The organism is Hoyosella sp. YIM 151337 (genome assembly GCF_026041215.1).
In the GTDB taxonomy this organism is placed as follows: domain Bacteria; phylum Actinomycetota; class Actinomycetes; order Mycobacteriales; family Mycobacteriaceae; genus Hoyosella.
The window spans coordinates 80,284-104,644 of the sequence record NZ_JAPEIQ010000031.1 but is presented as its reverse complement, the minus strand read 5'-3'; the positions used below and the strand labels follow the sequence as shown (position 1 = coordinate 104,644).

Below are 24,361 nucleotides of genomic sequence, written 5' to 3'. Positions count from 1 at the left end.
GGCTCGGGCGCGAAGGCGCGCTCAGTGCTGCGCCTTCGCTTCGGCCCGCCGACTCAAGACCGCCGCCGCGGTGCCGCCAAGTGCGCCGAGCGCAAGAGCCGTGGGAATGCCGATCTTCGCGGCTTTACGACCGGTGCGGAAATCCCGGATCTCCCAGCTGCGTGCTTTCGCCACCTCGCGCAAATCTGAATCCGGGTTGATCGCCACGGCCGTGCCCACAGCCGTGAGCATGGGCATGTCGTTGAAGCTGTCGGAGTAGGCGGTGCACCGCCGCAGGTTGAGCCCCTCACGGGCGGCAAGGGCTCGCACCGCGTGGGCTTTGCCCCGGCCGTGCAACAGGTCACCGACGAGCCGGCCAGTGAACCGGCCATCCCGGCTCTCGAGAACGGTGCCTAAAGCGCCGGTGAGGCCGAGGCGCTTCGCGATTACCTGGGCTAGTTCCACGGGGGTAGCGGTCACGAGCCACACCTGCTGCCCGGCGTCAAGATGCATCTGCGCCAGTGCCCGCGTGCCGGGCCACACTTTGTCAGCGATGAGTTCGTCGTAGATTTCCTCACCCAGCTGCGTGAACTCGGCTGTTGAACGGCCGGAGATGAACGCGAGGGCCTTTTCCTTGCCGCTCGCGACGTCTTTGCTGTTCTCGCGCCCCGTCAGCCGGAACTTCAGCTGCTGCCAGCCGAAGCGCGCCATGTCGGAAACAGCGATGTATTTCCGCGCTGCGAGCCCGCGCGCGAAATGGATCGACGATGCCCCGGCGACCATCGTGTTGTCGACATCGAAAAATGCAGCGGCGGTGAGATCCCTCGGGACAGCGGCTTCAGGGCCTTCAGCAGCTTCATATTCAGCTTCGTGCAGGGCATGAGCAGCTTCAGCGCTCGCCTCACCGGCGATATTTGCCAGTCGCTCAGCCAGGCTCATTCCAAAGGGCCTGCGCGCCTCCCACCTATTGCGCATCCACTCCGAACTTGTGCTCAGAAACCCTGAACGCTCTGGCACGTCCACCTCCCGCGTCGCCGCATCTCTCCACCACACTAGACGCAGGACATTCCCGCCACACGCCAATATGCCCGCCTGTGGCCCGATCCACTTCCCGGCACCGATTATCCTGCTGCGGTGGACACATCTCCTCATCAGTACACGAGTGGCCGCGACGCTTCACAGGCGCCGGTAGTACTCCTCACGCGGGCGGGATGCGCCGCGTGCGAGCGGGCGCAGCGAGTACTCGGGGACTTGCAACGCACTGTGAATTTCGAATTCGCTGTTGTGGACGTCGACGACGAGGCCGAGCATGACCCCGATCTGCGCGCAGAGTACGGTGATCGCCTGCCGGTCGTTCTCCTACATGGCGTAGAACACAGTTACGGCGACGTGGATGTACCAAGGTTGCGCGCCGACCTGGCAAAGTGAGGTTCACCTTATATTCCGGCCGGTCAGTGCCCGATTCGGTGAAGTTGGTAGACGGCATAGCAAACCGTTACGGTTAGGTGAACAGTGCGTCGGGTTTACTGTGTTGAGCAGTGATCCACTGGCTGGCGAGGAGCCTTCGAAGTGAGGGAACACGATCTGTCCGAGCGGCGTTGCCGTGTGAGTGCGAACGCGTATTCCTCGTGTCCGTGGTTCGGCATGAGCGCCCGTCTCGTCTTGGGATCGGATCGGTGATGACGCTGTGAGTGTCTTGTTGTTGGGGGTTTCCCACCGGAGCGCGCCCGTGCCCGTGCTTGAGCGCGTCGCCATTTCCGACCCCGACCGGCCAAAGATGCTGGACAGGATACTCACGTCGCCGCATGTGTCTGAGGCAATGGTTGTCTCCACATGCAACCGGGTCGAGATCTACGCCGTCGTCGATGCGTTTCACGGCGCCCTGGCGGATCTCACGACGTTACTGACTGACCATTCCGGCCTGGGGCTGAGCGAACTAACCCGCCACATGTACGTGCGGTACAGCGAAGCCGCGGCTGAACATCTCTTCGCGGTCGCGAGTGGACTCGATTCCATCGTCGTCGGTGAACAGCAAATTCTTGGCCAGATCCGGTCGGCTTACGCGGAGGCAGACGCCCACAATACAGTTGGCCGTACACTGCATGAGTTGGCTCAGCAGTCGCTGCGCGTCGGCAAGCGTGTGCACACCGAAACCGGGATCGATGCCGCTGGCGCGTCGGTGGTCTCCGTAGCGCTCGACCGCGCTTCTCGTGTGCATGGTGAACTCGCTGGCCGCACCGCTGCGGTCATCGGCGCTGGGGCTATGGCTGGGCTCGCGGTGGCTCATCTGACGCGTGCCGGCGTCGACGAAATATTGGTCGTCAACCGCACGCTGGAACGGGCACAGAACTTGGCACGCACAGCATCCGACAGTGGTGTGCGCGCCACGGCCCTGCACTGGGACCGCATTGTCGAGGCCCTGGGTGCCGCGGACGTCGCGGTCACGTGCACTGGGTCGGTGGGGGCCGTCGTGCACCTGGCGGATGTGCATCACGCGATCAGCGATCGCAAGGACCGTGCTCTGGTGCTTTGCGACCTTGGACTCCCGCGGGACGTGGATACCGCCGTCTCGGGTTTGCCGGGTGTGCACGTGCTTGATATGGAGACACTTCAGCGCGATCCAGGTGCTGGCGCGGCAGCCTCGGACGCCGATGCAGCCCGGCGCATCGTCGCCGAGGAACTCGCTGCGTACCTTGACGGACAGCGGCTTGCGGAGATCACCCCGACCGTTGCCGCGCTCCGCCGCCGCGCTGCGGAAGTAGTACAAGCGGAACTGATGCGGCTCGATTCTAAGCTGCCAGGGTTGAGTGACGGCGACCGCGGTGAGGTTGCGAATACAGTGCGCCGCGTTGTCGACAAACTGCTGCACGCACCGACCGTCCGCGTGAAGCAGCTGGCGTCGGCCCCAGGCGGGGATTCCTACGCGCAAGCCCTCAGGGAGCTGTTCGAGCTCAGCCCTGTGACAGCTGAGGCTGTGACCGCAACGATGGAGACAGTCGCGGGCGCGCTTGCGGACGACCACACGGCTGCAACTCTCAGTGCGCTCGACCCGGCTTTCGGTAAGGGCGCGCCGAATGCATGATGGTCGAACACCCCTGCGCATTGGGACGCGGGGGAGTGTGCTCGCTATGACTCAGGCCGGGACCGTGCGTGACGCGGTAATCGCGGCCGGTTACCCCGCCGAGCTCACGATTATTCGCACAGCAGGTGACCTCAGCGCGGAACCTGTGGAAAAGATCGGCGTGGGCGTGTTCACGGCGGCGGTGCGGGATGCGCTGGCAGCCGGTGAAGTCGACGTCGCTGTGCATTCGTATAAGGACCTGCCTACCGCAGCGGATGAGCGGTTCACTCTTGCTGCGATCCCGCCGCGTGAAGATCCGCGGGATGCGCTTATCTCGCGCGACCACAAGGTGCTCGGTGAGTTGCCTGTCGGCTCCCTCGTCGGCACGTCAGCCCCCCGGCGGGCTGCTCAACTCAGGGCGCTTGGCCTAGGACTCGAGATCGTTCCGCTGCGCGGCAACATTGATACGCGAATCGGCAAGGTGACCTCCGGTGAGCTAGACGCCGTGGTGCTCGCGCGCGCGGGCCTCGCCCGCGTGGGACGGCTCGCCGAGGTAGCAGAAGCGCTCGATCCCGTACAGATGCTGCCCGCGCCCGCGCAGGGCGCCCTCGCGGTGGAATGCCGCGCCGCTGATACCGAGATCGCTGAAATTCTCGCGAAACAAGACGATCGGGAAACGCGTGCCGCGGTCGAGGCTGAGCGTGCTCTGCTCGCCGAACTCGAAGCCGGGTGCACCGCCCCAGTAGGCGCGCTTGCAGACATCGTCGAATCCCTCGACGATGACGGCGTTATCCACGAAGAATTGTTCCTCCGCGCGTGCGCCGCCGCGCTCGACGGGTCACGCGTTATTCGCGCGTCACGCACGGGCAGTGTGGACAAAGCGGCCGAAATCGGCCAAGAACTCGCTCGTGAACTGCTTGACTTAGGCGCACGTGAACTGATGCCTGCTGCGGTGGCGTCAGATTCCGGACCGTCTGGGTAACCCGAGAAACCTCAGCCTGCCCGTGTGACAAGTTTTGCGACCTGACTGGAGAATCGCCGATGAGCCGAGCACCAAAGAGCACACCAGGCCGGATCCTCTTCGTCGGATCTGGCCCCGGTGATCCGGCTCTTCTGACGCTGCGCGCCAAGCAGGTGCTGGAATCCGCCACGATCGCGTTCACCGACACGGACGTCAGTGACGCTGTATCCGCGCTCGTTGGATTGTGTGTATGCGACGGCGACGACGTGTCCCCAGAGGTTCGGCCCGCGCTCGGTGACCCTGCCGAGGTGGCCAAGACGCTGATCGCTGAGGCCCGGAAGGGCCGGGACGTCGTGCGGCTAGTCTCTGGCGATCCGATGACAACCGACTCCGTACTATCGGAGATCACCGCAGTAGCCCGCACGCAAGTGCAGTTCGAGGTTGTTCCCGGTTTAGCTCCGGCGGCCGCGATTCCCGCGTACGCCGGAATGCCGCTCGGTGCCGGCCACACCGAAGCTGACGTGCGGGGGGATGTGGACTGGGCGGCCCTCGCGTCGGCGCCGGGCCCGCTTGTGCTGCACGCTACGTCAAGCCACCTCGCGGAGATGGCGAGCGCACTGGTCGAGCACGGGCTTGCGCCGCAGACGCCCGCAGCGATCACGGTATTCGGTACCACCTGCAAGCAGCGCACCATCGAGGCGACGCTCGCCACGCTGAACGCATCCGGATCCGAACTCAACGGCTCGCTCGTCGTGACGGTCGGCAAGGTTGTGGAGGCACGCAGCAAAATGTCGTGGTGGGAAAACCGCGACCTCTACGGCTGGACGGTGCTTGTGCCCCGCACGAAGCAGCAGGCTGGCGAGATGAGCGACCGGCTGGTGAGCTACGGCGCCATCCCGATCGAGGTTCCCACGATTTCGGTGGAACCCCCCCGCAGCCCCGCGCAGATGGAACGCGCTGTGAAAGGCCTCGTCGACGGCCGCTACCAGTGGGTGGTATTCACGTCCACCAACGCGGTAAAGGCCGTATGGGAGAAGTTCGAGGAGTTCGGACTCGACGCTCGCGCGTTCTCCGGAGTGAAGATCGCGTGCGTAGGGGAGGCGACTGCGGATAAAGTCCGATCTTTCGGCATCACCCCAGAACTCGTGCCCTCTGGTGAACAGTCAAGCCTCGGTTTGCTTGCAGATTTCCCGCCGCACGACGACATCCTGGATCCTGTCGACCGAGTGCTGCTGCCACGGGCTGACATCGCCACCGAAACGCTCGCCGAGGGATTGCGTGAGCGCGGCTGGGAGATCGACGACGTCACCGCCTACCGGACAGTCCGCGCCTCACCGCCACCGGCGGAGATCCGCGAAATGATCAAGACGGGCGGCTTCGACGCGGTGCTGTTCACGTCGTCGTCGACGGTACGGAACCTTGTGGGAATCGCTGGCAAGCCGCATCAGCGCACAATCGTGGCATGTATTGGCCCAAAAACGGCGGAGACGGCGATCGAGTTCGGGTTGCGTGTGGACGTGCAGCCGGACGCCGCACAGGTCGGACCGCTAGTGGACGCGCTGGCGGCACACGCCGCCCACTTGCGCGCTGAAGGGCTTCTGCCGCCGCCGCGCAAACGTTCCCGCGCCCGGCGCTGATATTGCCGGAGACGCTGATGTTTCCTGCTGAGCGCCCGCGGCGGCTACGCACCACCCCGGCGATGCGGCGATTGGCCGCCGAGACACAGGTACAGGCCCGCGACCTCGTTTTGCCGATGTTTGTGGCGGATGAGAACACCACACCGCGTCCTATTAGTTCAATGCCAGGCGTGTACCAGCACACGATGGATTCCCTGCGCCGCGCCGCAGCGGACGCCGTGGACGCGGGTGTCGGCGGGCTCATGGTATTTGGGGTGCCCGATCCTGATGACAAGGATCCGCAAGGCCGCGCTGGTATCGATCCGGACGGCGTGTTAAACCGCGCTTTACGTGCGCTGCGCGCGGACCTCGGGGATGACACCGTGCTGATGGCTGACACCTGTCTCGATGAATTCACTGACCACGGGCATTGCGGTGTGGTGGCCGATGACGGTTCGATCGATAACGATGCCACGCTCGACCTGTATCAGCAGATGGCGGTCGCGCAGGCTGAGGCTGGTGCTCACGTGGTGTCGCCGAGCGGGATGATGGACGGCCAAGTCGCCGCTATCAGGCTGGCGCTCGACACACACGGACATCACAACACCGCCATCCTCGCGTACTCGGCGAAGTATTCGTCGGCGCTGTATGGACCCTTCCGTGACGCTGTCGGATCCAGCCTGCAAGGCAACCGGGCGACCTATCAGCAGGACAGTGCGAACGCGCGAGAATCACGGCGAGAAGTACTTCTCGACCTCGAAGAGGGCGCGGATATGGTGATGGTGAAACCGGCCATGCTGTATCTCGATGTCCTCCGCGAAGCGGCTGAACTGTCTACGGTGCCAGTCGCGGCGTACCAGGTGTCTGGTGAATATTCGATGATCGCGGCGGCCGCTGAACGCGGCTGGATTGATCGCGAGCGTGCAATCACAGAATCGCTTACCTGTATCAAGCGGGCAGGCGCAGACTTCATTTTGACGTATTTCGCTGACGTCGCAACCGGTCTGCTCGAGCGATGAGTGCTATGAACGAGCAGCGCGATCAGGCACGGGACAACGGTGAGTCACTGTTTCCGCAACCCCCGGGCTCGCCTGAGCCCGCTGGGCATTCGCCCGCAGAAGCTTCGCCACAGCCGCCACGCGACCCTGCTCAGAATACGAAGCAAGGCGCGGCCGTCCCACCGCCTCATGATGTCGTCACCGCGTTTCAGTTGTGGGTGGCGGTTGTTGCACTCGGCGTACTGATTGTTCCGGTGCGGATGATCGGAATGGTGCTGAATATCGATGACACCACCGCGATGTTTATGGATCAGGTGGAGCAGCAGGCCGCGCTAGATTTGACCTACGATCAGGCACGGTTATGGTCCTACGTGATTGTGGGCGTTGCGGGTCTGCTGTTGTTGTTGCTGTTCGGTGTGCTGCTGCTGATCGCGTACGCGATGCGCCGGGGCAAGCAGTGGGCGCGCGTGATGCTAACCGCGATAGCGGTTGTTCTGGTGGTGTTCGCGGTACCGTCGCTCTTCGGGAGCGGTGCGGGCGGGGGCGTCACCGGATTCGCAGATTCAGCGCTGGGAATTGTCCAGGCCGTCCTGGCCGCTGGCACGGTTGTCCTGATGCACCGCGACGAATCGAATCGCTACTTCATGCGGGGGAGAATGAATGCACAGCGGTGAGCGCCGGCCGGCCCTGGTGACAGCCGCGTACTCGCTTTGGCTTGTGGGCGCCGTCGTCTGCGTGTACATGGGGGTCGTGTATCTCTTCGTCAGTGAGGACACGCTGGTCGCGGCGCGAGATGAACTCAATGACCCGGGCGGACTTGCGAACCTGCTCCGGATGTACGGCGGTATCGCCCTGGCCTCCGGGATTATGATCGGCGCCCTAAGCGGTTTCGTGCGGAAAGGCAATCCACGAGTGCGCCGCTCGCTGGTCGCGTTTTCGATCGTGCTCGCGTTGTTTCAAACCGCAACGATTGCGATTTCAGGCCTCTACGCGGTGATTATTGTTATCTGCGTGATCGCCGCATCAGTGCTGGTGTATCGACCCGCAGCGAAGCCCTGGTTCGACCGATGAACAGTGACATCGTTTTCATCGAGCCGGGCGCTCAATGGCGGGCTCTGCTGTTCGTCCCGATCTTTTGTCTCGCCGGCATCGTCGCGGAGATCTGGATGGGCGGGCCGGTGCACTGGTTGGGGTGGGCCATTGCAGCAACACTGCTGACGAGTGTGGTGGCGTGGCAGGTTTATGCTGCCCGCGCGCATTTGCGGGTGGAGCTGACCATCGGCCACCTGCGGCAAGGGGCTGAAACGCTGGCTCTCGACGATGTCGAAGACGTGCTGCCGTCTGCCGATGACGACCCGAAGCTTGCGGCGCAATGGCAGTCCGCCCGGGCGCTGGGAGAACTGCACGGCGTGCCCCGCAGGCGCACAGGAATCGGTTTGCGGCTGCGATCAGGGACTGTCGTGCAGGCGTGGGCGCGTGACCACGCTACGCTGCGGGCGGCCTTACAGCAGGTGCTGGCGGTGCCGTGATGGCGCGCGCGTCGATGGGGTTCTGTCTCGCGGTGCTGCTGTTCGGTGCGGCGGCGGTGAGCTGGTTCCGCGGTGTGGACACGCGCGTCGAAGATTTCTCCGACCTTGGGCTGGGGGCGCAGGAGATCACCTGGTATTCCGGGCCGTGGCTGACGCTCGCGGCGTTGTGCACGGCGGCGGGCAGCCTCGCGCTCATATGGGGTGTGCGGCGCGTCAGCGGCCGGAGTCACGCCTCGTAAACTACGAGGCGTGACTGGTGCTTGGGAGTTCTGGATCGACCGCGGTGGCACATTTACCGACATCGTCGCGCGCACCCCGGAAGGGAAGATAGTCACCCACAAGCTGCTGTCGGAAAACCCGGCCCGCTATCAGGATGCTGCGGTTGCAGGTATTCGCACGCTCCTCGGAGGCGGGCCAGATGAGCCAGTGGATCCCACGGAGGTGTCCGCCATCCGGATGGGCACGACGGTAGCGACCAACGCCCTCCTAGAGCGCAAGGGGGAACGCACAGCGCTGGTGATTACCCGCGGGTTCCGCGATGCGCTGCGCATTGGATATCAGAACCGCCCACAGATTTTCGCGCGACACATCGATGTGCCGGAGCCACTGTATGAGCGTGTGATCGAAGTGGACGAGCGCGTCGCCGCGGACGGGACAGTGCTGCGAGACGCCGATCTCGACGCGTTGCGCCCGGAGCTCGAGCGCGCGTATGACGACGGGATCAGAGCCGTCGCAGTCGTGTGCCTGCACAGCCATCTCTATCCAGCGCACGAAGACGCGATCGGTGAACTTGCCCGCGCCACCGGATTCGGCCAGGTGTCATGTTCAGCGGAAGTAAGTCCGTTGATGAAAGTAGTGCCCCGCGGTGACACCGCTGTGGTGGATGCGTATCTTTCACCAATCCTGCGGCGCTATGTACAACAAGTCCACGATCAAACCGCGGGCGTGCCGCTGATGTTCATGCAATCCAACGGCGGGCTCGCCGAGGCCGACCACTTCCGTGGGAAAGATGCGATTCTCTCGGGACCAGCGGGTGGCATCGTCGGTATGGTCCGAATGTCTCAGATGGCCGGATTCGACAAGGTCATCGGGTTCGACATGGGTGGAACATCGACAGACGTGTCCCACTACGCAGGCCACCTTGAGCGCGTCTTCTATACCAATGTGAGCGGGGTGCGGCTGCGGGCACCGATGCTCTCGATTAATACCGTCGCTGCTGGCGGCGGTTCGATCCTTCACTTTGACGGCAGCCGGTACCGTGTCGGCCCCGACTCGGCTGGCGCGAACCCGGGGCCCGCCTGCTACCGCAACGGTGGCACCCTCGCCGTCACAGACGCGAATGTGATGCTTGGCCGGATCCAGCCCGCGTTCTTCCCGAACGTGTTCGGCGAGAATGGTGATCAGCCGATCGATGCGGCTGTTGTCCGCCGCGCCTTCAGCGAACTGGCCGAAGAAATCGCCGCGCACACCGGTGATCAGCGTTCTCCGGAGCAGGTCGCCGAGGGTTTTCTCGAGATTGCTGTTGCGAACATGGCGAATGCGGTCAAGAAGATCAGTGTGCAGAAGGGTCGCGACATCACCCAGTACACACTGACCACATTCGGCGGCGCGGGCGGTCAGCACGCGTGCGCGGTCGCCGACTCGCTGGGTATCAACACTGTGCTGGTACCGCCGATGGCGGGCGTTCTCTCCGCGCTGGGTATTGGCCTCGCTGATGTCACGGCCATGCGCGAACAAGCCGTCGAACTCCCGCTCACAGCGGAGTCTTCGGACGAACTGGAAACGGTTGCCCGTGAACTCGCGGAAGCCGCCCGCGCGGAGGTCGAAGCGGACGGAGTCGCCGCGGACCGCATCCGTGTCGAGCGCCGCGCCCACGTGCGTTACGACGGCACCGATACGACGGTCGACGTCGAATTGCGCGGCATCGATGCGATGGTGGAGGATTTTGAGGCCCAGCACCGCACAATGTACTCGTTCCTCATGGATCGGCCGCTGATTGTGGAAGCGCTGTCCGTCGAGGCTATCGGACTGACCGAACAACCAGATCTGAATCAAGCCGGTGTTTCAGCGTCGTCTCGCGGGTCAGGTGAACCGGATGACACCGTCGACATGTACTGCGATGGCTCGTGGCGCGGCGTCCCACTGTGGCGCCGCGACGCGCTTGTCCCCGGTGAAAAAGTCGCTGGTCCGGCGCTCATCACCGAAGAGCTTTCGACCACGGTGGTGGACGCGGGCTGGCAAGCAGAGATTACAGACGCAGGGCACGTGGTTGCCCGTCGAGTGACACCGCGGCAGGCGGCGAGTGTTGGCGAGGAAGCTGACCCGGTCCAGCTGGAAATCTTCAACAACCTTTTCATGTCCATTGCAGAGCAGATGGGCACCCGGCTCGAGGCCACCGCGCAGTCGGTGAACATCAAGGAGCGGCTGGACTTCTCCTGCGCGCTATTCGACCCCGAGGGCAACCTCATAGCGAACGCGCCGCACATTCCCGTCCATCTCGGGTCGATGGGGCTAAGTGTGAAAGAGGTGATCAACCGCCGTACCGGCGCGGAACAAATCAAGCGGGGTGATGTCTATGCCGTGAACGATCCGTACCACGGCGGCACCCACCTGCCTGATATCACGGTCATCACGCCGGTCTTCGCGGACGACCGGGACGACGTGCTCTTTTACGTCGCGTCACGCGGGCACCACGCGGAAATTGGCGGGATCACGCCTGGGTCCATGCCCGCAGGCAGCCGAGACATCCGCGAGGAAGGCGTACTGTTCGACAACTGGGAGCTCGTATCCGGTGGCAGGTTCCGCGAAGACGAGACGATTCGCCACCTCACTGAGGCGGCGTACCCCTCGCGGAACACCGCAACGAACATTGCTGATCTGCGCGCGCAGATATCCGCCAATCAGAAGGGCGTTGACGAAGTCGGGCTGATGATCGAGCACTACGGCATCGAGGTTGTGCACGCTTACATGCGTCACGTCCAGGCCAACGCTGAGGAGTCGGTGCGCCGGGTCATCGACTCGCTGCATGACGGTGAGTTTCGGTACGAGATGGACAGTGGGGCGGTGATCAATGTGCGTGTCGCGGTCGACCGCGTGGCGCGCGAAGCGACGATCGACTTCGCTGGCACCTCCGCGCAGTTGCCGTCCAATTACAATGCACCGTCGTCGGTGGCTAACGCGGCGGTGCTGTACGTCTTCCGCACGCTGATCGACGACGATATCCCGCTCAACGATGGCTGTCTGGCGCCCCTGCACATTGTCATCCCGGCAGGATGCTTTCTTGCCCCGGAGTATCCCGCGGCGGTCGTTGCGGGGAACGTCGAGACGTCACAAGCGATCACCGGTGCGCTCTACGGCGCGCTCGGTGTGCAGGCTGAAGGCTCAGGAACGATGAACAACGTGACGTTCGGAAACGCCGATCACCAGTATTACGAGACGGTCAGCTCTGGATCTGGAGCGGGGGACGGGTTTGACGGGACGGCGGTCGTACAGACCCACATGACGAATTCTCGTCTGACCGACCCAGAGGTCCTGGAGTGGCGGCTCCCGGTGGTGCTCGAGGAGTTCGCGATCCGTGCGGGCAGCGGAGGAGCGGGCCGCTGGCGCGGCGGTGACGGAGCTGTTCGGCGACTGCGATTCACGCAACCGGTGACGGTCAGCACGCTGTGCGGCCATCGCCGCGTAGCGCCGTACGGAATGGCGGGCGGCGAGGCGGGCGCACTCGGTGAAAACAGCGTAGAGCGTGCCGACGGCACGGTCGAGCAATTGCCTGGCGCCGGATCCACCGAGTTGTCCGCCGGCGACGTACTGGTGATAAAGACACCAGGTGGTGGTGGTTACGGCGCGCCCTAAAGCAGCTGACGCGGTCACACCACCGCTGAGGTCTGACGGCTTCCCGCGAGTCGGCACAGGATGTAGATCACGAACGAAATACTCGTGACGAACACAGAGACTGGTACGCCCGGGGCGAGCGACAGAATGATCCCGCCGACCGCCGCAGTCTGCGCGAAAAGCAAGGCCAGCAGCGTGATTTTCAGCGGGTCAGCGGTGACGCGTGAGGCCGCGGCGGCGGGTGTCACGAGCAGGGACAGCACTAGCAGTGCTCCGACAATCTGCACGCCGATCGAGACCGCTAGTCCGACGAGTACTGCGAAGACCACCGTGAGGAAGCGCACCGGCACCCCGCGCGCCGCGGCGACCTCGGGATCCGTACTCGCGAAGAGTAGCGGCCGGTACACCGTCACGAGCGCGACTAGGACGATGCCAGCGGTGATGACGAGAAGGTGTAACCCCGCAGTGTTGACGGTGACGACTTGACCGACCAGTAGCGCGAACTGGTTAACCGTACGGTCCGGGTTGAGCCAGAGGAATAGCACTGCAAGACCCAGCCCGAACGACAAGATCACGGCGATCACCGCGTCACGCTCGCGGGAGCGCGCCCCGAGGATGCCGAACAGGAGGGCCGCGGCAACCGATCCGGCGATTGCCCCCACTCCCACGCTGAGTCCGAGGAGCAGTCCGCCCGCCGCACCCATGACCGACAGTTCGCTGGTGCCGTGAACTGCGAACGACATCTGACGGCTGACGATGAGCGGCCCCAGCACACCCGCGAGAAGGCCGAGGATCGCGCTCGCGATCAGTGCGTGCTGAACGAAAGACCGGCCCAGGAGGTCAGCTGTCGTCCCGAAGTCAAGGAACCGGACCCAGAAATCGCTCATGACGGCTCCGGATATTGTGCCTGTGGATGGTGTTCCTGCCCAGCCCGGCCAAGCACGTCGATACTGTCGCCAGTACCGACGACCACGATCCGGTTGCGCACCCGGATCACCTCCACGTCGGTGCGATAAAGCTCGGAGAGTACCTCGGCGGTCATGACCTCAGACGGCGGCCCGATGCGGAAACGGCCGTCCACGATGTAAAGGACGGTATCGACCATCGACAAGATGGGGTTGATTTCGTGCGTCACGAACAGCACGGCGGTATCGGCGAGGTGACGGCGCGCGTCGATCAATTCGGCGACCTTGCGCTGACTAGCCAAATCCAGGCTGAGCAGCGGTTCATCACAAAGGAGAACGCCAGGATCGGACACGAGCGCTTGTGCTACGCGAAGGCGTTGTTGTTCGCCTCCAGAGAGCCGTCCGACAGGCGCATCGGCGTAACTGGTCGCGCCGACCGCATCGAGTGCTTCACGGATTCTCTCGTCACGCTCACGCCGTTTCCGCGGCGAAAGTGTGAGGCCCCAGTGGTGACCGGAGAGACCGAGGCCGACGAGGTCTCGGCCGCGCAAGGTAAGGCCGCGGTCGAGGGTTTTCTGCTGCGGTATGTAGCCAATGCGGCTGTCGCCGGTGCGCACAGCGCCGCCGAAGGTCGTGACCGCGCCTGCGCTGAGTGACTGCAGACCGAGCAGGACCGTGAGAAGACTGGTTTTGCCGGAACCGTTCGGCCCGAGGATCGCCACGAACTCACCGGGCGCGACGTCGAGATCGAGTCCCTCCCACAGGGCGCGGGCGCCGAAACGCAAGGCAGCGCCCCGCAGCGACACAACGGGTCGCTGCGGGGCGTGATCACTCGCTGAGGACTCAGGGTGGTGCGTCATACCTCGCTCAGCACGCGCTCAAACTCGTCGAGGATGGAGTGCATCCATTCAAAATAATCCATTCCGGCGGGGAGTGACTCCGTGACTTCGATGACCGGAACATCGTTCTCGGCGGCAATGGTGCGCATCTGCTGAGTTGTGGGTGATTCCGTCTGGGCGTTGTAGATGAGTGCCTGGGCAGAACCGTCGGTCAGGAGATCGGTGAACTGCGCGGTCACTGCTGCGGACGGATCGGTCCCGTGCTCAACCGCAGTGGTGAACTCGAAAGGTGCGATATCGGTGATACCAAGTTCCTCGAGCAGGTATTCGGTGAGCGGTTCGGTTTGCGCCACATCAATACCCTCAGTGGTCTCCCGGACCTCGCCAGCACGGTCTTCGAGTTCTTCGATGCGCTCCGCGGTCTCGTCAGCGTTCGCCTGGTAGGTGTCGGCGTTATCCGGGTCGAGTTCGCTCAGTTCGCGTGCGATCGCGTGCGCGACGTCGCTCACGATGTGGAAGTCGTACCAGACGTGTTCGTTCGCGCCTGAGTGGTCGTGGCCGTGTCCGTGGCCGTGGCCGTCAGCGTCCTCGTGCCCGCCAGCACCGTGAGCACCTTCGGCACCGTGATCGTCACCCTCGTCATGGTGGTGGTCAGCTTCGCTGCCACTTTCGTGCTGTTCAGTAGCACCGTGCTCGCCTTCGCCAGCACCATGGCCGTCCTCGTCGTGGTGGTCGTCGTCGTGGTGGTCGTCGTCGTGGTGCACGGTACCGTGGTTGACGAGAATTTCGTAGGCGTTCACCGAACGCGGCGCCGGTGTGGTGGACTCGAGAATGTCCTGCACGAATTGGTCGTATCCGCCGCCGTTGAAGACCACAAGGCTCGCGTCCTGTACGGTCGCGACGTCGCTGGGTGTGCTTTCGTAGTGGTGGGGATCGATCGCGGGATCGCTGATCAGCGTCTCGATGGTGACGGCGTCACCGCCGACATGCCGCGCGATGTCCGCCCAGACATTGGTGCTGGCGACCACCGTTACGGCTGTTTCCGCTTGGGCTCCGGTTCCGGTATTTCCAGTGTCGTCGTTTCCACACGCTGCCAGGCCGAACGCGGCGAGGCTGAGTCCGGAAACGATCACACCGGCAGTTCGCACTACACGCACGAATCCCCCTGAAAGGTTGAAATGGTAACGGTTTCCATCGCAGTCTAGCGGGTTTGCCGAAACGCCCAAATCGGCGGTGTGCCCCGGTGCTGGTACTCGCGCATGGGTACCGCTACCGTCCTCATATGCCCCGGTCACCTCGGCCCCGGCGGCGTGCCACCTTGGCATCGCTGGCGGCAGAACTCAAGGTCTCGCGGACGACCGTGTCCAACGCCTACAATCGCCCGGACCAGCTCTCGCCTGAGCTGCGTGAACGGGTCTTGGCGGCCGCAAAGGAATTGGGCTACCCCGGGCCGGATCCGGTTGCTCGTTCACTGCGTACCCGAAAAGCCGACACTATCGGGTTGCTGCTGGACCAGCCACTGAGCTATTCGTTCCGTGATCCCGCGGCGGTTGAGTTCGTCGCGGGGCTAGCCGACGCGTGTGACGCGGCGGGCAAGTCGCTACTGATCGTGCCCGCGGGCCCTGAGCGTGACGCCGAACAGGCGGCCGCCGCGGTACAGCGTGCGGGCGTCGACGGGTTCGTCGTGTATTCGGTAGCTGCGGATGACCCCTACCTCAGCGCCGCCCTGGAACGGCAGCTGCCTGTGGTGATCTGTGATCAGCCGCTCGATGTGCCGGGGACCTCCCGCGTGGGAATCGACGACTACGGTGCCATGCATGCCCTCGCCGGTGCCGTGCTCAGCGCCGGGCACACCCGAATCGGGATCATTTGTATGCGTCTTGGCCTCGATGATCGCAATGAGCTTGTCGGCCGCGAACGCGCTGAGACCGCCCCGCTGCCGGTGCAGAGTGCACGTATCCGGGCGATCCTGGACGCTGCTGACGCTGCGGGCAACGTGTCCGTCTCGATCTCGGAACGGTCAGTGCATTCCCGTGACGCGGGGTACAGCGCGGCGGGGGAGCTGTTGTCGGAGGACACGTCGATCACCGCCCTCATGTGCACTACTGACGTTCTCGCTCTGGGCGCGCTCACCTATGCGCGCGACAACGGCATCAGTGTGCCCGCTGCGCTCTCCGTTACTGGATTTGATGGCATACCGGAGGGCAAGCGCGCTGGCCTCGCAACGGTGGCGCAACCCTCGGCGCTGAAGGGCCGCCGCGCGGGTGAACTCTTGATTAGCTATAGCCCAGATCGACTCACCGTGGAAATGCTGCCGACGATGCTGTCGGGCGCGGCAACCTTGGGGCCCTCACGCGGGCGCTGAAAGAAGCTGGGCGCAGCGCAGCAGTCCAATATGGCTGTACGCCTGCGGGTGATTGCCCAGCGCGCGTTCAGCGACCGGATCGTACTCTTCGCTCAACAGCCCAGTCGGTCCCGCAGCGGTCACGAGCTGCGTAAACAACGCCTCAGCCTGTGCTCGCTGCCCCACAAGCAAATACGCCTCAACCAGCCACGCAGCGCACAGATGGAAGCCGCCTTCACCGCCAGGCAAGCCATCGTCGTGATGGTAGCGGTACACCGTCGAGCCGCTGCGCAGCTCGGCTTCGGTGGCCACCACAGTCGCGGCAAAACGTTCGTCCGAGGGGTCGATCAATCCGGAGAGTCCGATGTGCAACGTGGCGGCGTCGAGGTCGGTGCCGTCGTAAGCGGCGGTGAAGGACCGTACTTCATCACTCCAGCCTTTGTCACACACCTGCTTCTGTATGACGTCGCGCAGCGTTTTCCACCCGAGTGGGACGGGGAAGCTGAACTTCTCAGCGAGTTTCAGCGCCCGGTCAACGGTGACCCAGCACATCACCTTCGAATAGACGTGGTGGCGCGGGGCGCCGCGGATCTCCCAGATGCCGTTGTCGGGCTCGGACCAGCGCCGCTCGACCGCGGCAACCATCGCGCGGACGAGTTCCCACTCACGTGCGGAAATGGCCTCCTCATGCCCGGCTTTGATTCGGGCTTCGGAAAGATCATGAATCAATTCGACGATCGGGCCGAACACGTCGAGCTGCACCTGGTTGTTTGCCGCGTTACTCACGCGCACCGGCCGGGACCCCGCATAGCCTGGAAGCGAATCGATGACAGCCTCCGGCGGCAAGACCGTGCCGTGCAGGGTGTACAGCGGATGCAGACGTTCTGGTCCGGGCACAGTGTCGAGGACTCGGTGCACCCACTCCAGGTAGTTCTCCGCCTCGCTGAGTGAACCGCACGCTACCAGCGCAGACGCGGTCATGGCAGCGTCGCGCAGCCAGCAGAAGCGGTAATCCCAGTTGCGTACTCCACCGATTTCTTCCGGCAGCGACGTCGTCGCGGCGGCGAGGATCGCGCCCGTGTCGGCGTGTACCAGGCCTCGCAGGGTCAGCGCGGAGCGCTTCATGAGCGCGGGCTTCCGGGGCGGGAGTGTCAGCTCATTCGCCCAGTCGCGCCAGTAATCCTCGGCTTGTCTGCGCCGCACCTCTTCGGGTTCTTTGGCCGGCAAGATGTTCGAAGTTCCGCACCGCAGCTCTAGTACAACCGGACCGTTCGCCGGATTGACGGTCGCGGTGGCGGTTTCTTGCATGCCGTCGGACGAGATGTCCCAGTCGACGCCAGGGGAGCGAAGCACCATGGGATCGTTGGTGCCTTCTACGTGCAGCCCTTCGTCGGCTCTGATAATCCGCACGGGCACCTGCCCGAACTCGGGGCGCGGCGCGAACCTGACCACAGCGGAGGCCTCACCGGAGATCACACGAACCAGATCGGTCCGGCCAACGCGAACGTCGTGCGCCAAATAGTCGGTGACGAGCAGGCTCGCCCACCGGGTTTCCACGGTCATCGTGCCGTCGACGTACTGCTGGCTGAGGGGAAGTCCGGGGCGTGACGGGCTCACGGTGAAGTGTCCCGCGGACTCGCCGCCCAGCAGATGGGCAAAGATCGCGCCGGAATCCGGTTCGGGGTGGCACAACCAGCTGATTGTACCGTCAGGGGTGACCAGGGCGACGTTGTTGGGGCTCGCGAGCATCGTGAGCCGTTCGATGGGGGTGACATTCTCGCCGAGCAGCCAGGCCTTGCGCTCCTCGAGCAGAAACGCCAGGGCGAGAGCGACATCGTCGGTCTGGTCTACACGGAATTGGGCGAGCGAGTCGCCCCCGCCGATTTTCACACCGACATCGGGGCCGTGCAGGCGGCGAAACGCCTTCTCATCCGTAACGTCGTCACCGAAGAACACTGCTGCGGAAGCGCCCTCCTGGTGCCGCAGAATGTCGAGAGCCTGCCCTTTGTCGGTGCTGATGACCGCGAGTTCGATGACGGCCTTACCCTCGGTGACTTGCACGCCATCCCAAGTCGCAGGGCCAGCGCAAACCTTGTCGAGGGCGTCAGCCGCCACGGCTTCCGCCGCGTTGCGAACGTGAAACGCCACGCTTGCCGGTTTTGTTTCAATCGCCGCGCCTGGATGGTCGTCCGCGATAGCGCGCAGTTCCTCCTCGATTCGCTGCAGCAGCCGGCGCGCGTCATCACTGATCGCGTGGACAAATCCGACCTCGAACTCGGAGCCATGACTCCCAACGAGATGGACCTCCGCTGGGAGGCGGGACAGGGTTGCGAGATCGCGCAATGCGCGACCTGAAATCACCGCTGCCGTCGTCGAGGGCAGCGATGCGAGTGTGCGCAGCGCTCGCACCGATTCCATATGGGGGTACGCCCGCTCAGGGTCCGACACGATGGGGGCCATCGTGCCGTCATAGTCGCAGGCAACGAGAAGGCGTGGTGTGCGGGCAATTTGTGACAGCGCCCGCCGCAGTTCGACAGGCAGATCCTGAGCACTCACGCGCCAATACCCTTTCTCACAAAAAACATTGCGAAAAGTCTAGTTACGTCCGATTCAGCCTATGAATTCTGTGATGTGAAGAAGAAAAACCACACCACACCAGTACGCTCCGACGCTGTTTTTCAGCGTTGCAGCGAGGCTCCAGTTTCCCCCGCCTGGGGGGTTTCGGCAAGCGCATTCAAAAATGCGCGCGCCCATCGGTCGACGTCGTGCGCGAGTACCTGCCTGCGCAGCGCACGCATTCGTTTGCGGCCTTCCTCCGGAGCCTGGTCAAGCGCTGCGAGCAGCATATCCTTCACGCCGTCGAGGTCGTGCGGATTTACCAGGTAAGCCTGCCGCAGCTCCGTGGCCGCACCGGTGAATTCGCTCAGTAATAGCGCCCCGCCGAGGTCGCTGCGGCACGCCACATATTCTTTGGCAACGAGATTCATGCCGTCCCGGACGGGTGTTACAAGCATCACATCAGCGGCGACGAAGAATGCAATAAGTTCGTTCCGCGGAATGGGGCGGTGCAGATAGTGGACAACGGGATGGCCAACCTCACCGTAATCCCCATTGATGCGTCCGACCTGGCGCTCGATCTCGTCACGCATGTGCATGTAGTGCTCGACTCGCTCGCGCGAAGGCGTGGCGAGTTGCACAAAAACGTTGTCTTTGGGATCCAGCCGTCCTTCTTCGAGCAGTTCGCGGACCGCGGACAAGCGAATATCGATGCCTTTGGTGTAGTCAAGTCGATCCACACCGAGCATGATCCGGCGCGGATTGCCGAGCTCCTGCCGGATCTGTCTCGCGCGCTGCCGCACGGAGCGAGATTTCGACAGTTCGTCGAGTTCGCTCGATGCGATCGAAATGGGGAAGGCGCCCGCACGCACCGTGCGGAACCCGACTTGAACCTCTCCGAATCGCGACCGCACACCGATCTGGGTGCGACTCACGGGATGGCCGCCCAGCCGGTTCGCAAGATACACGAAGTTCTGTGCCCCGCCTGGAAGGTGGAAGCCGACAAGGTCGGCACCCAGCAGGCCCTCGATAATCTCAGCCCGCCACGGTAGCTGCATAAAGATCTCCACCGGCGGGAACGGGATGTGCTGGAAAAAACCTATCGTGAGATCCGGCCGCAGCATTCGCAGCATCTTGGGGACTAGCTGAAGCTGATAGTCCTGCACCCACACGGTGGCGCCCTCGGCTGCCACTTTCGCGGTAGCCTCCGCGAAACGGCGGTTTACATCGACGTAGGTGTTCCACCATGCGCGATCAAACACTGGTTTTACAACGACGTCATGGTAGAGCGGCCACAGGGTGCCGTTCGAGAAACCCTCGTAGTACTTAGCCACGTCACGCGCTGACAGGGTGACCGGGTGCAGGGTCAAACCGTCCTCGACAATAGGGTCGACCTCGGCGTCAGGAACGCCGGGCCACCCTACCCAAGCGCCGTGGTTGCGGCGCAGTACCGGTTCAAGCGCTGTGACGAGGCCACCTGGACTGCGCTTCCACCTCGTCGAGCCATCCGGAAGCCGCTCAAGATCTACGGGAAGCCGATTCGCTACGACAACGAGGTCAGGTGACGGAGCACCTGCGTCGCCCTGCGCGGCCGACTCGGACTTACCTGCCATTGCGGTCACCCCATCCGTTTTCTTGTTGCCTCGAAAGTCGCACAGCCAGGGTCGAAGCCAAAGGCGGTCGCGCGAGCTCGTTCAGCGCGCGCTCCGTGTCAGCTTTGCTCGGGCCCCTTGCCCTGTCCAATTCCGCCAGGCCCGATGCCGAGCATCGATAGGAACATACGGCACTCGTCCGCGTCCTGCGCGTACGCGGCGACAACACGCTGCGCCTGGCGCGCGGTCTCGTCAGCTAGCGGCTCAATATCGTCATCGGTGATGACGTCGTTCTCGCGGGCCGTAGCGGCCATTCCAGTGCCCTCCTGCGGTGCGTGTCCGGCGGTGCGATCAGGCCGCCGATCTCATGCTGGGATCCCATTGCGACTTTAAGAGAGCTAACTGCCTTTATGCCAGTCGGCGCTGCGTTACTGTCCTTTTCAGCACACGTCACTGGGAGGCGAGATGTCATCAACGCGGGCGCCCGGCTCGGGCCGGTCGCGCGATGTTCATGGCGTCTTAAAGCGTGTCTTCCGCCGGAACCGGGGGCTGTTTCCGCTGGGCACGCTGCTGCTGTGCATCTACCAGGTGGCGGAAACGCTGGTCCCGATCGCGATTGGGCTCTTCATCGACCGGGTGATCAGCGCAGCCGACGAAGCAGCACTCATTCAATACGGGGGATTCCTGCTCGCCCTGTTCGCTGTGATTGTCATCACGTGGCGCTTCGGTGCTCGTGCGATCAACCGCGCGGTGGAGAACGAAGCGCACCACCTGCGCATGGAGGTCGCCGCACGCATCCTCGATCCGCGCGGAATCCGGCTCCGCAGCCGGGTGGGTGAGCTGCTCACTGTGTCTACCCAGGGAACTGAAAACGCAGCCAGCGCGCTGAGCGCTGGCGCGCGCGGGATCGCCGCGGGCGCGGCTGCGGTTGTCGCGATCGTGGCGCTGATCATGATCGACGTAACCCTTGGGCTCGTCGTCATAATCGCGACACCGGTGATTCTTGGCGCGTTGCAGCGTGTGTCACCAGTGATTACCCGACGTGCGAGTGCGCAGCACTCCGCGGCAGGCTGGGCGTCCGCGCTCGCCACTGACCTCGTCAGCGGGTTGCGGCCGCTGCGCGGCATCGGCGGCGAAGAAATGGCAGCGCACCGGTATCGGACCCAAAGCCGCATCGCGCTGCGTGCAGCTATCCGGTCCGCGCGGGTGAACGGACTCTACACCAGCGCGTCCTACACCACGAACGGCATTCTTGCCGTGGTCGTTGCAGGCTACGGCGGTTACCTGGCGCTCGCGGGACAGATCAGCCCGGGGGAGCTCATCGCGGTCGTCGGTTTGTCCCAGTTCTTGCCCGGCCCGCTGGGCGTTCTCGCGGCGACGCCGCGCGGCATCGCCGTCGCTAAGGCTGCGTCACAACGGCTCGGCAGAATCCTCGGCGCAGCGTACGTACTAGCGCCGGGCCCGCTGTCCCTCCCACAGGGCCGCCGCGATCTCGAGCTCAGCGGCGTCTCCTACAACACCCTGCACAACCTCTCGCTGACAGTGGATGCTGGCGAACTCGTCGGCATATTGAGCTACGACCCGCATGACGCGGACGCGCTCGTTGCGGTGCTTTCAGGGCGCCTGCCGCGCGAAGAGTACAAGGGCACCGTCCTAGTTGGCGGGGTTTCGATCGCGGAGGTGACGCCCGAACACGCACAGCGGGCCATCCTCGTCGAGCCGCACCGCACGGACCTGTTCGCAGGCACGATCGGCAGCAATGTGTGCGCCGGACAACCCGACGCGGGGGCGGAGCAAATCGAGCGGGTGCTCGATGCGTCGGCGGCGCGGGACGTCGTCACATTGCATCCGGAAGGTCTCGATGCGCCTGTCACCGCGCGGGGCGCGAGCCTCTCCGGAGGTCAGCGCCAGCGGGTTGCACTCGCGCGGGCACTGCTCACCGCGCCGTCGATCCTCGTGCTGCATGACCCCACCACAGCTGTCGACGCGGTGACTGAACAAGCTATTGCGCGGGGCATCAAGGATCTGCGCCACCACAGCGGGCCGCGAGTGCACACCACGATCATCGTTACGAGCAGTCCTGCGCTACTGGCGTGCTGTGATCGGGTGCTCGTACTTGACAGCGGCCAGGTGTCAGCGGTGGCGACGCATGAACAGCTCGCCGCCAGCAACGAGGACTACCGCCGGGCGGTCCTGCGATGACAACCACTGCGCGCACACTCAGCGGCGCCCGGCCCGCATTGCCGGTGGCCACAGCACGACAATGCACCGTTTGGTTGCGTTCCGCGCTGCGCCGTGAGGTATGGCGCGCGCTATTCGCGTATCTCTTTGCTGTCGTCGCCGCGATCGCGGTGATTGTTCCCGTCTATGTGCTCGGGCGTCTCGTCGACGACGTGCTGGCAGGCGCGCCCACCTCTCGCATTGTGGCGGTGATTATTCAAATCGGTCTCGCGGCGATAGCCGCTGGCCTGCTTTCCGGCGCCGCTGTTTACTTAATGTGCAGGGTTGGCGAAACCGTCCTCGCCAACCTGCGCGAGCGTGCACTCGAGCATGCGTTGCTGCTGCCGGTGCGTGTTGTTGAGCGTGCAGGCAAAGGCGACCTGCTGTCACGTGTCAATGACGATGTCGCAGCTATTGCGCGTGTCGTTGGTAACGCGCTTCCCGTCAGCTTGTCGTCCATGACGCTCGTTGGACTGAGTTACCTGGCAATCTTCTCCATCGATTACCGGCTGGGGCTCGCCGCGCTCGTAGCGGTGCCGCTCGGGCTGATCACGCTCGCGTGGTACCTGCCCCGTTCCGGTCCCATGTTTACCGCGGAGCGCCTCGCTCTGGCCGATCGATCGGAAGCGCTGGTATCAGGCATGCAGGGCCTGCCCACCGTCCATGCCTACGGCCTTGAGGCGAACCAGCTCACCACCATCGGCGCCGCATCGTCCGCGGCGCGTGACCAAGTGCTGCGGGGCTTTCACGCGCTTTCACGTTTCGTCGCTCGCGGCAAACTTTCGCAATACGCCGGACTTGCAGCCGTCCTTGCCACGAGTTTTCTGCTCGTCCGCGATGGCCAGCAGATCACCGTCGGGGAAGCGACGATTGCGGCATTGCTCTTCCACCGGCTCTTTACGCCGATGCAAGGCATGCTTTTCTCGTTCAATGACATTCAGGCTGCGGGGGAGAGCATGCGCCGTCTGGTCGGCCTGATCAACAGTGAAGTGGTCCGGGAATCCGGAACGTCCGCCAAGCCCGAGAATGCCCGGCTGGAGCTTCGCGGCCTCGAGTTCAGTTACGACGGCGTGAAGCCGGTCTTGCACGGTGTGAGTATCACGCTCGAACCCGGAGAGCGCGTCGCACTTGTGGGGTCCACCGGGGCTGGAAAGACCACGGTAGCCGCCATCGCGGCCGGATCGATCACACCCAATTCAGGTACCGCGCGCATTGGTGGCGTCAATATTGCGGAACTCGGTATCCACGATCTGCGCAAGCATGTTGTCATCATCAGTCAGGAAGTGCACCTTTTCTCGGGCCCGCTGTTTGAGGATCTCCGCCTGGCCAATCCGTTCGCCGACCATGATGCGCTGCACGGTGCGCTGCGTAAGGTGGGGGCGCTTGGCTGGGTCGAGTCTCTTCCTGAAGGGATCGCCACCATGGTCGGCGAAGGCGGCTACCAACTCTCGGCAGCCCGTGCCCAGCAGATCGCGCTGGCACGTCTCGTGCTGGCCGACCCTCCCGTCGCGATCCTCGACGAGGCGACTGCGGAAGCGGGCAGCGCAGGTGCCCGGGAACTCGAACACTATGCCTACGAGGCCACCAAGGGCCGGACATCATTGATTGTCGCGCACCGGCTCACTCAGGCCGCGCGCGCCGACCGGGTGGTGGTACTGGAACACGGCAGGGTGGTGGAAGCAGGCACACACAGTGAGCTGCTCCAGCGCGGCGGTCGCTACTCCGAACTGTGGGAGGCGTGGGAAGGGCGCAGCCCGTGATCAATCTCGCGACGGTGTTTCGGAAGTTGCACCGCCATTCGTCCCAACCACCGGTTAAGCTGCCACAAGCAGTAAGGCGATGCCACCCGGACATCCCGATGCGGCGCCCCGCCGGGGATCGCCGCAGCGGTGAATGGACGAAGTGGCCGCCTGCCTTGTACGGTATTGCG

General features: G+C 64.0%; 20 protein-coding genes. 13 read left to right on the top strand and 7 right to left on the bottom strand.

Annotation, left to right across the window (positions count from 1 at the left end):
* Positions 1-21: 21 nt before the first annotated feature.
* Positions 22-954 carry an HAD family phosphatase gene (locus tag ONR57_RS16810; protein ID WP_265124694.1) on the bottom strand — a complete coding sequence of 311 codons (933 nt, stop codon included), beginning with the start codon at positions 952-954 and terminating at the stop codon, positions 22-24.
* Between the two features lie 159 nt (positions 955-1,113).
* On the opposite strand from ONR57_RS16810, the gene ONR57_RS16805 reads away from it, so the two are divergent.
* The 10 genes from ONR57_RS16805 to ONR57_RS16760 all read left to right on the top strand — a co-directional run bounded on the left by ONR57_RS16805 (position 1,114) and on the right by ONR57_RS16760 (position 11,996).
* Positions 1,114-1,407 carry a glutaredoxin family protein gene (locus tag ONR57_RS16805; RefSeq protein ID WP_265124673.1) on the top strand — a complete coding sequence of 98 codons (294 nt, stop codon included), beginning with the start codon at positions 1,114-1,116 and terminating at the stop codon, positions 1,405-1,407.
* 259 nt (positions 1,408-1,666) lie between these two features.
* A complete protein-coding gene (locus ONR57_RS16800; RefSeq protein ID WP_265124672.1) occupies positions 1,667-3,061 on the top strand; it encodes a glutamyl-tRNA reductase in 1,395 nt (464 codons plus the stop codon).
* Positions 3,054-4,022, top strand: a complete 969-nt coding sequence (gene hemC, locus ONR57_RS16795; RefSeq protein WP_265124671.1) for a hydroxymethylbilane synthase — start codon at positions 3,054-3,056, stop codon at positions 4,020-4,022. The genes ONR57_RS16800 and hemC overlap by 8 nt, the downstream gene beginning before the upstream one ends.
* A 59-nt stretch (positions 4,023-4,081) precedes the next feature.
* Positions 4,082-5,638, top strand: a complete 1,557-nt coding sequence (locus tag ONR57_RS16790) for a bifunctional uroporphyrinogen-III C-methyltransferase/uroporphyrinogen-III synthase (protein WP_265124670.1) — start codon at positions 4,082-4,084, stop codon at positions 5,636-5,638.
* 17 nt (positions 5,639-5,655) lie between these two features.
* The gene (hemB, locus tag ONR57_RS16785; RefSeq protein WP_265124669.1) at positions 5,656-6,636 is read left to right on the top strand and encodes a porphobilinogen synthase; all 981 of its coding nucleotides are present in this window, start codon (positions 5,656-5,658) and stop codon (positions 6,634-6,636) included.
* Positions 6,633-7,289, top strand: coding sequence for a DUF3824 domain-containing protein (locus ONR57_RS16780; RefSeq protein ID WP_265124668.1), 657 nt, complete (start codon positions 6,633-6,635; stop codon positions 7,287-7,289). Before hemB ends, ONR57_RS16780 begins: the two co-directional genes overlap by 4 nt.
* The gene (locus ONR57_RS16775; RefSeq protein ID WP_265124667.1) at positions 7,276-7,686 is read left to right on the top strand and encodes a hypothetical protein; all 411 of its coding nucleotides are present in this window, start codon (positions 7,276-7,278) and stop codon (positions 7,684-7,686) included. Before ONR57_RS16780 ends, ONR57_RS16775 begins: the two co-directional genes overlap by 14 nt.
* Positions 7,683-8,144 carry a hypothetical protein gene (locus tag ONR57_RS16770; protein WP_265124666.1) on the top strand — a complete coding sequence of 154 codons (462 nt, stop codon included), beginning with the start codon at positions 7,683-7,685 and terminating at the stop codon, positions 8,142-8,144. Before ONR57_RS16775 ends, ONR57_RS16770 begins: the two co-directional genes overlap by 4 nt.
* Positions 8,144-8,383, top strand: a complete 240-nt coding sequence (locus ONR57_RS16765; RefSeq protein ID WP_265124665.1) for a hypothetical protein — start codon at positions 8,144-8,146, stop codon at positions 8,381-8,383. Before ONR57_RS16770 ends, ONR57_RS16765 begins: the two co-directional genes overlap by 1 nt.
* A gap of 10 nt (positions 8,384-8,393) precedes the next feature.
* Positions 8,394-11,996 (top strand): hydantoinase B/oxoprolinase family protein, encoded by a 3,603-nt coding sequence (locus ONR57_RS16760; protein WP_265124664.1) that lies wholly within the window; start codon positions 8,394-8,396, stop codon positions 11,994-11,996.
* A gap of 14 nt (positions 11,997-12,010) precedes the next feature.
* Here the strand turns inward: ONR57_RS16760 and ONR57_RS16755 are convergent, their stop codons facing one another.
* The 3 genes from ONR57_RS16755 to ONR57_RS16745 are packed head-to-tail and all read right to left on the bottom strand — an operon-like array spanning position 12,011 to position 14,876.
* On the bottom strand, positions 12,011-12,862 hold the full coding sequence (locus tag ONR57_RS16755) for a metal ABC transporter permease (RefSeq protein ID WP_265124663.1): 852 nt from the start codon (positions 12,860-12,862) through the stop codon (positions 12,011-12,013).
* Positions 12,859-13,740 carry a metal ABC transporter ATP-binding protein gene (locus ONR57_RS16750; protein WP_265124662.1) on the bottom strand — a complete coding sequence of 294 codons (882 nt, stop codon included), beginning with the start codon at positions 13,738-13,740 and terminating at the stop codon, positions 12,859-12,861. The genes ONR57_RS16755 and ONR57_RS16750 overlap by 4 nt, the downstream gene beginning before the upstream one ends.
* Positions 13,737-14,876 carry a metal ABC transporter solute-binding protein, Zn/Mn family gene (locus ONR57_RS16745; protein WP_265124661.1) on the bottom strand — a complete coding sequence of 380 codons (1,140 nt, stop codon included), beginning with the start codon at positions 14,874-14,876 and terminating at the stop codon, positions 13,737-13,739. The genes ONR57_RS16750 and ONR57_RS16745 overlap by 4 nt, the downstream gene beginning before the upstream one ends.
* Positions 14,877-15,001: 125 nt before the next feature.
* On the opposite strand from ONR57_RS16745, the gene ONR57_RS16740 reads away from it, so the two are divergent.
* On the top strand, positions 15,002-16,084 hold the full coding sequence (locus tag ONR57_RS16740; protein WP_265124660.1) for a LacI family DNA-binding transcriptional regulator: 1,083 nt from the start codon (positions 15,002-15,004) through the stop codon (positions 16,082-16,084).
* Here ONR57_RS16740 and otsB read toward each other — a convergent pair.
* The 3 genes from otsB to ONR57_RS16725 all read right to left on the bottom strand — a co-directional run bounded on the left by otsB (position 16,070) and on the right by ONR57_RS16725 (position 20,525).
* Complete coding sequence (otsB, locus tag ONR57_RS16735) at positions 16,070-18,619, bottom strand: trehalose-phosphatase (RefSeq protein WP_265124659.1); 2,550 nt, start codon at positions 18,617-18,619, stop codon at positions 16,070-16,072. The two genes, ONR57_RS16740 and otsB, sit on opposite strands and share 15 nt — an antisense overlap.
* 122 nt (positions 18,620-18,741) lie before the next feature.
* Positions 18,742-20,232 (bottom strand): trehalose-6-phosphate synthase, encoded by a 1,491-nt coding sequence (locus ONR57_RS16730; protein WP_265124658.1) that lies wholly within the window; start codon positions 20,230-20,232, stop codon positions 18,742-18,744.
* A gap of 98 nt (positions 20,233-20,330) precedes the next feature.
* Complete coding sequence (locus tag ONR57_RS16725; RefSeq protein WP_265124657.1) at positions 20,331-20,525, bottom strand: hypothetical protein; 195 nt, start codon at positions 20,523-20,525, stop codon at positions 20,331-20,333.
* A 151-nt stretch (positions 20,526-20,676) separates the two neighbouring features.
* On the opposite strand from ONR57_RS16725, the gene ONR57_RS16720 reads away from it, so the two are divergent.
* Positions 20,677-22,413, top strand: a complete 1,737-nt coding sequence (locus ONR57_RS16720) for an ABC transporter ATP-binding protein (protein WP_265124656.1) — start codon at positions 20,677-20,679, stop codon at positions 22,411-22,413.
* The gene (locus ONR57_RS16715; RefSeq protein ID WP_265124655.1) at positions 22,410-24,191 is read left to right on the top strand and encodes an ABC transporter ATP-binding protein; all 1,782 of its coding nucleotides are present in this window, start codon (positions 22,410-22,412) and stop codon (positions 24,189-24,191) included. The genes ONR57_RS16720 and ONR57_RS16715 overlap by 4 nt, the downstream gene beginning before the upstream one ends.
* Positions 24,192-24,361 lie beyond the last annotated feature (170 nt).

Bases quoted from the DNA above. Each gene is read 5' to 3' on its own strand.
- ONR57_RS16810 (WP_265124694.1), bottom strand. From the start codon at position 954: ATGCGCAATAGGTGGGAGGCGCGCAGGCCCTTTGGAATGAGCCTGGCT.
- hemC (WP_265124671.1), top strand. From the start codon at position 3,054: ATGCATGATGGTCGAACACCCCTGCGCATTGGGACGCGGGGGAGTGTG.
- ONR57_RS16790 (WP_265124670.1), top strand. From the start codon at position 4,082: ATGAGCCGAGCACCAAAGAGCACACCAGGCCGGATCCTCTTCGTCGGA.
- hemB (WP_265124669.1), top strand. From the start codon at position 5,656: ATGTTTCCTGCTGAGCGCCCGCGGCGGCTACGCACCACCCCGGCGATG.
- ONR57_RS16780 (WP_265124668.1), top strand. From the start codon at position 6,633: ATGAGTGCTATGAACGAGCAGCGCGATCAGGCACGGGACAACGGTGAG.
- ONR57_RS16775 (WP_265124667.1), top strand. From the start codon at position 7,276: ATGCACAGCGGTGAGCGCCGGCCGGCCCTGGTGACAGCCGCGTACTCG.
- ONR57_RS16770 (WP_265124666.1), top strand. From the start codon at position 7,683: ATGAACAGTGACATCGTTTTCATCGAGCCGGGCGCTCAATGGCGGGCT.
- ONR57_RS16765 (WP_265124665.1), top strand. From the start codon at position 8,144: ATGGCGCGCGCGTCGATGGGGTTCTGTCTCGCGGTGCTGCTGTTCGGT.
- ONR57_RS16755 (WP_265124663.1), bottom strand. From the start codon at position 12,862: ATGAGCGATTTCTGGGTCCGGTTCCTTGACTTCGGGACGACAGCTGAC.
- ONR57_RS16750 (WP_265124662.1), bottom strand. From the start codon at position 13,740: ATGACGCACCACCCTGAGTCCTCAGCGAGTGATCACGCCCCGCAGCGA.
- ONR57_RS16740 (WP_265124660.1), top strand. From the start codon at position 15,002: ATGCCCCGGTCACCTCGGCCCCGGCGGCGTGCCACCTTGGCATCGCTG.
- ONR57_RS16730 (WP_265124658.1), bottom strand. From the start codon at position 20,232: ATGGCAGGTAAGTCCGAGTCGGCCGCGCAGGGCGACGCAGGTGCTCCG.
- ONR57_RS16725 (WP_265124657.1), bottom strand. From the start codon at position 20,525: ATGGCCGCTACGGCCCGCGAGAACGACGTCATCACCGATGACGATATT.
- ONR57_RS16720 (WP_265124656.1), top strand. From the start codon at position 20,677: ATGTCATCAACGCGGGCGCCCGGCTCGGGCCGGTCGCGCGATGTTCAT.
- ONR57_RS16715 (WP_265124655.1), top strand. From the start codon at position 22,410: ATGACAACCACTGCGCGCACACTCAGCGGCGCCCGGCCCGCATTGCCG.